The organism is Intrasporangium chromatireducens Q5-1, from assembly GCF_000576575.1.
Lineage (GTDB): Bacteria > Actinomycetota > Actinomycetes > Actinomycetales > Dermatophilaceae > Intrasporangium_A > Intrasporangium_A chromatireducens.
Genome location: NZ_AWQS01000287.1, coordinates 1 through 4,341, shown reverse-complemented (window position 1 = coordinate 4,341; position 4,341 = coordinate 1). Strand labels below are relative to the sequence as shown.

At 72.5% G+C, this 4,341-nt stretch carries 3 protein-coding genes; all 3 read right to left on the bottom strand.

The window, feature by feature from the left end:
* Positions 1–1,163, bottom strand: a 1,163-nt coding sequence (locus N864_RS19705; RefSeq protein WP_034721341.1) for an NADH-quinone oxidoreductase subunit N, incomplete at its 3' end; no start/stop codon positions are given.
* 15 nt (positions 1,164–1,178) lie between these two features.
* The gene (locus N864_RS19700) at positions 1,179–2,675 is read right to left on the bottom strand and encodes a complex I subunit 4 family protein (protein WP_240474418.1); all 1,497 of its coding nucleotides are present in this window, start codon (positions 2,673–2,675) and stop codon (positions 1,179–1,181) included.
* On the bottom strand, positions 2,672–4,341 hold a 1,670-nt coding region (locus N864_RS19695), incomplete at its 5' end, for an NADH-quinone oxidoreductase subunit 5 family protein (RefSeq protein ID WP_034721342.1). The genes N864_RS19695 and N864_RS19700, both read right to left, overlap by 4 nt.

Sequence of the window (4,341 nt, the reverse complement as noted above, 5' to 3'; positions counted from 1 at the left end):
CCAGCCGTGGCGGCGGTCAGCTTGCCGACGAAGACGGCCATGGGAGGTGTCCCGACGAGGCCCAGCAGGGCGACGACGAGGGCGCCCGCCAGCAGCGGGTGGCGCCGGGCCAGCCCGGTGTAGGAGTCGAGGTCGCGACAGCCCGGCAGCGCGGCCGTGACCGCGAAGGCGGCGAGGTTCGTCGCGGCATAGCCGCCCAGGTAGAAGAGCACCGCGGGCAGGGCGAGGTCGGTGCGTCCGGCCACCACGACGGGCACCAGCAGGTATCCGAGCTGGCTGACGGTGGACCAGCCGAGCAGGCGCCTCGGGTCGGTCTGCCAGTAGGCCGCGAAGTTGCCCAGCGTCATGCTGACGACCGAGAGCGCGGCGACGAGCGGAGCCGCCGGGACGGTGTCGCCCAGCACCGTGACGACCCGATAGACCGCGACGACCGCGCCGATCTTGGGCACGGTGGTCAGGAAGGTAGCCGCGGTGGCGTTCGCCCCCTGGGCGGCGTCGGGGACCCAGAAGTGGGCCGGCACCCCTCCGGCCTTGAACATCAGGCCCCCGATGACCGCGACGGCCCCGACGGCGACGACGCTCGAGGGCGCGGCGCGAAGCGCGGTTGTCATCTGCGCGTAGGACGTCGAGCCGGCCAGGCCGTAGAGCAGCGTCACGCCGAGGAGCAGCAGGATGCCGAAGAGGGCTCCGACCAGGTAGGTCTTCAACGCGGCCTCGGCCGACCGGGGGGTGCGCGCGAGGCCGATGATGCCGTAGAGCGGGATGCTGGCGAGCAGGAAGCCGACGGCGAGGACGAGCAGATCGTGGGCACCCGCGAGGACGAGCGCGCCGGCGGCAGCGAAGAGCAGCAGCGTGTAGGCCTCGCTCTCGCGCGCGTGGCCGCTGAGCTCCTCCCCCGCCAGGAGCACGACGAGCAACGTGGCGAGGGTGACGACGAGCCGGGCCACCCCCGTCGCGGCGTCGATGGTGAAGGTGCCCTCGAACGCCTCGGTGGGCGCGTCCGCGAGGCCCGTCGCTGCCGCCGCAGCAGCGGCAAGGAGGGCGGTCAGGGCGACGGCACGGGCTGGCCACTGCCGCCGCCGGGGCAGGAAGGAGCCGCCGATCAAGGCGGCGAGGCCGCCGACGAAGAGCAGGATCTCGGGGAGCAGCAGGAGGGGGCGCATCTCAGTGTCCTGCTCCTACCGACCGACGAGGTGGATCACGGTCGCCGCCGCCGGCTCGATGACCGAGACGAGCGTGTTGGGCAGCACTCCGATGAGCAGCGACAGCAGCAGCAGCGGTGCCACCGACCAGGTCTCGGTCGCCCGCAGGTCGGCGAACCCGACCGACCGGCCCCGGGGGTGGCCGGTGAAGACGCCCTGCAGGGCGCGGAGGAACAGGGCTGCGGTGATCAGGATGCCGAGCAGCGCGACCGCGGTGACGGGGGCCGCCGCGATGCTGCCGGTGAAGACCTGGAACTCGGCGATGAAGCCGGACAGCGCCGGCAGGCCGAGGGAGGCGAACGCCGCGACGGCGAACAGGGTGGCGAACCGTGGGGCTGGGCCCGCCAGGCCACCGTAGGCACTGAGGTCGTACTGCTCGGTGCGGCGCCAGAACACGCCGGCGAGCAGGAACAGCGCCCCGGTGACGAGCCCGTGGCTGACCATCTGGGTGACGGCACCGGTGACCGCTACGGCTCGCGCCTGGGCGGTGTCGGAGGAGATCAGGCCGGCAACGCCGACGGCGAGCACGATATAGCCCATGTGGTTGACCGACGTGTAGGCGATCATCCGCTTGAGGTTCGTCTGGGCCAGCGCGACGAGAGCGCCGTGGAGGACGGAGACGAGACCGACGACGACGATGACCCACGACCACGCCTGCCAGGACTGCGGCAACATCGGCATCGCGATCCGGACGAAGCCGTAGGTGCCCATCTTGAGCAGCACCGCGGCCAGGACCGCGGATCCGACGGCCGGCGCGTCGGTGTGTGCCGGCGGCAGCCAGGTGTGGAAGGGAACGGTAGGTGTTTTCACCGCGAGCCCGAGCAGGATGGCCGCGAGGACGAGGCCCCCGGCCACCGGTCGGCCGGCCAGAGGCGCCGTCCGAGTCAGCTCGACCATGTCGAAGGTGTGCGGGGCCGCGGCGACGTACAGACCGATGAAGCCGGCGAGCAGGGCCAGCGAGCCGACGAAGGTGTAGAGGAAGAACTTCAGCGCGGACCGGCGCGCCTCGCCATGGCCCCACCCGGCGATGACGAAGTACATCCCGACGATGGACAGGTCGAAGAAGACGAAGAAGAGGATGAGGTCGGCCGAGACGAACAGGCCGAGGCTGACGCTCTCGAGGAAGAGAAACAGGGCGGCCCTGGTCCGCGGTCGGTCGGCGTCGCGGAACGCGAAGACCGCACAAGCGAGGAAGATGACAACTGTCATCGCGACGAGCGGCAACGAGAGGCCGTCGACACCGACGTGGTAGCTGCTCCCGACGCCGGGCAGCCAGGGCAGTCGCTCCTCGAACGCCAGCGAGTCGTCCGCCGGCCGCTCGTACGTCGCCCACATCACCCCGACGAGGACGACCTCGACCGCTGCGACGGTCAGCCAGGTCCAGCGGGCCAGCGTCGGCGCCGGGCGCGCCAGGCTGGCAAGCGCGAGGGAGGCCGCGAGCGGCAGGAAGACGAGCAGACTGACCACGGTCACCCCAGCGTGAGGACGAGGACGGTGCCGAGCGCGAGGACCACGACGGCCTGGACGTAGTACTGGTGCAGCTGGCCGGTCTGCGGGCGGCGGGCCAGCACGCCGAGACGCCGCGCCGAGTGGGCCAGTCCCTCGACGCCGCCGTCGACCCACCGGGAGTCGGCGTCGGCCGCCCGGCGAGCCATCCGGACCACCGACCGGGCAGTGCCCTCGACCGCGGCGTCGAGCACACCGTCGTCCACGCGGGACAAGGCACGGGCGAGCCGCATCGTCGGCCGCACGACGAGGCCGTGGGCGGCCCGCTCGAGGCCGAGCCAGTCACGCAGCCAGCGTGGCTCGGGCAGCCGCCACCGCACGACGGCCAGGACGACGACGACGGCAAGAGCGCCGGAGCCGACCAGCTCGACGGTGCTGACCGGCGGCTCACTGGCGCCCAGGACCTGCGCGACGTGCCCGCTCACGGGCGGCAGGGCCAGTGCGCCGAGGACGAGGGCGCCGAGGGCGAGCACGACCAGCGGGGCCTGCTCGGCCGGGCCCACCTTGCGGGTGCCCTGCTCCTCCGCGTCGTAGAGGGCCTCGACCTCCTCGCGCTCCCCCTGCCTCACCGGTCGCCAGATCGTCACGACGATCTTGCCGGCGTAGGCCGCGGACAGCCCGGCTGCCACCAGGCCGGCCGCGTAGAGAGCGGGCGACTGCTCCAGGGCCGAAGACAGCACGGCGTCCTTCGTCGCCCACAAGGACAGCGGTGGGATCCCGGCCAGGGCGACCGCTCCCGTGGTGGCCAGCCAGCCGAAGACCGGCCAGCGCCGGGCCACCCCCTGGAGCCCGGCCAGCTGCTTCGTCCCGAGGGCTGTCAGCCACGCGCCAGCGGCGAGGAAGAGCAGGGCCTTGGTGGCGGCATGGGCGACGAGGTGTGCGACTCCCCCGGCGACCGACGCGACGCCCGCGGCCAGCACGATGAAGGCCAGCTGGGCCGACGTCGAGGCGGCGAGCAGCTGTTTGAGGTCTCGCTGGGCGGCGGCGACCAGGCCCATGAGGACTGCTGTCGCCGCACCGATCCAGGCCGTGACGGGACCGGCCCATCCCGTGGCCTGCAGCAGCGGCTGTACTCGCAGCAGCAGGTAGCCGCCCAGGGCCACCATGGCTGCGGAGTGGAGCAGGGCACTGACCGGGCTCGGCCCGACCATGGCGCGCGAGAGCCAGAAGGAGAAGGGCAGCTGGGCCGCCTTGCCCAGCGCGGCCACGAGGATCCCGGCCGCGGTGACGTGCTGCCACCCACCGGTCATGGCCGGCAGGTCGGAGAGCCGGAGGCCCGGCGAGGCTGCGAGTGCGGCCCCGGCTGCGATGTACAACCCGAGGTCGGCCGTGCGGGTCGTCAGGAACGCGGTGAGACCCGAGGAGACCCGCTCGTCGTCACGCCACCAGAAGCCGATGAGCGCGTAGGACATGGCACCCATGACCTCCCAGCCCAGCAGCAGGGTCACGAGCGTCTCGGCCGTGGCGGTGAGGACGGCGGCGGCCGCGAAGAGCAGCATCAACCCGTGGAACCGGGCGCGGGATCGTTGGATCTCAGACCGGGCGAACAGGAGCACGACCAGGGTGACGACCGTGATGGTCGGCACCACGAAGGCGGAGAGGGCATCGACCCCGAGCGACAGCTGCATCCCGG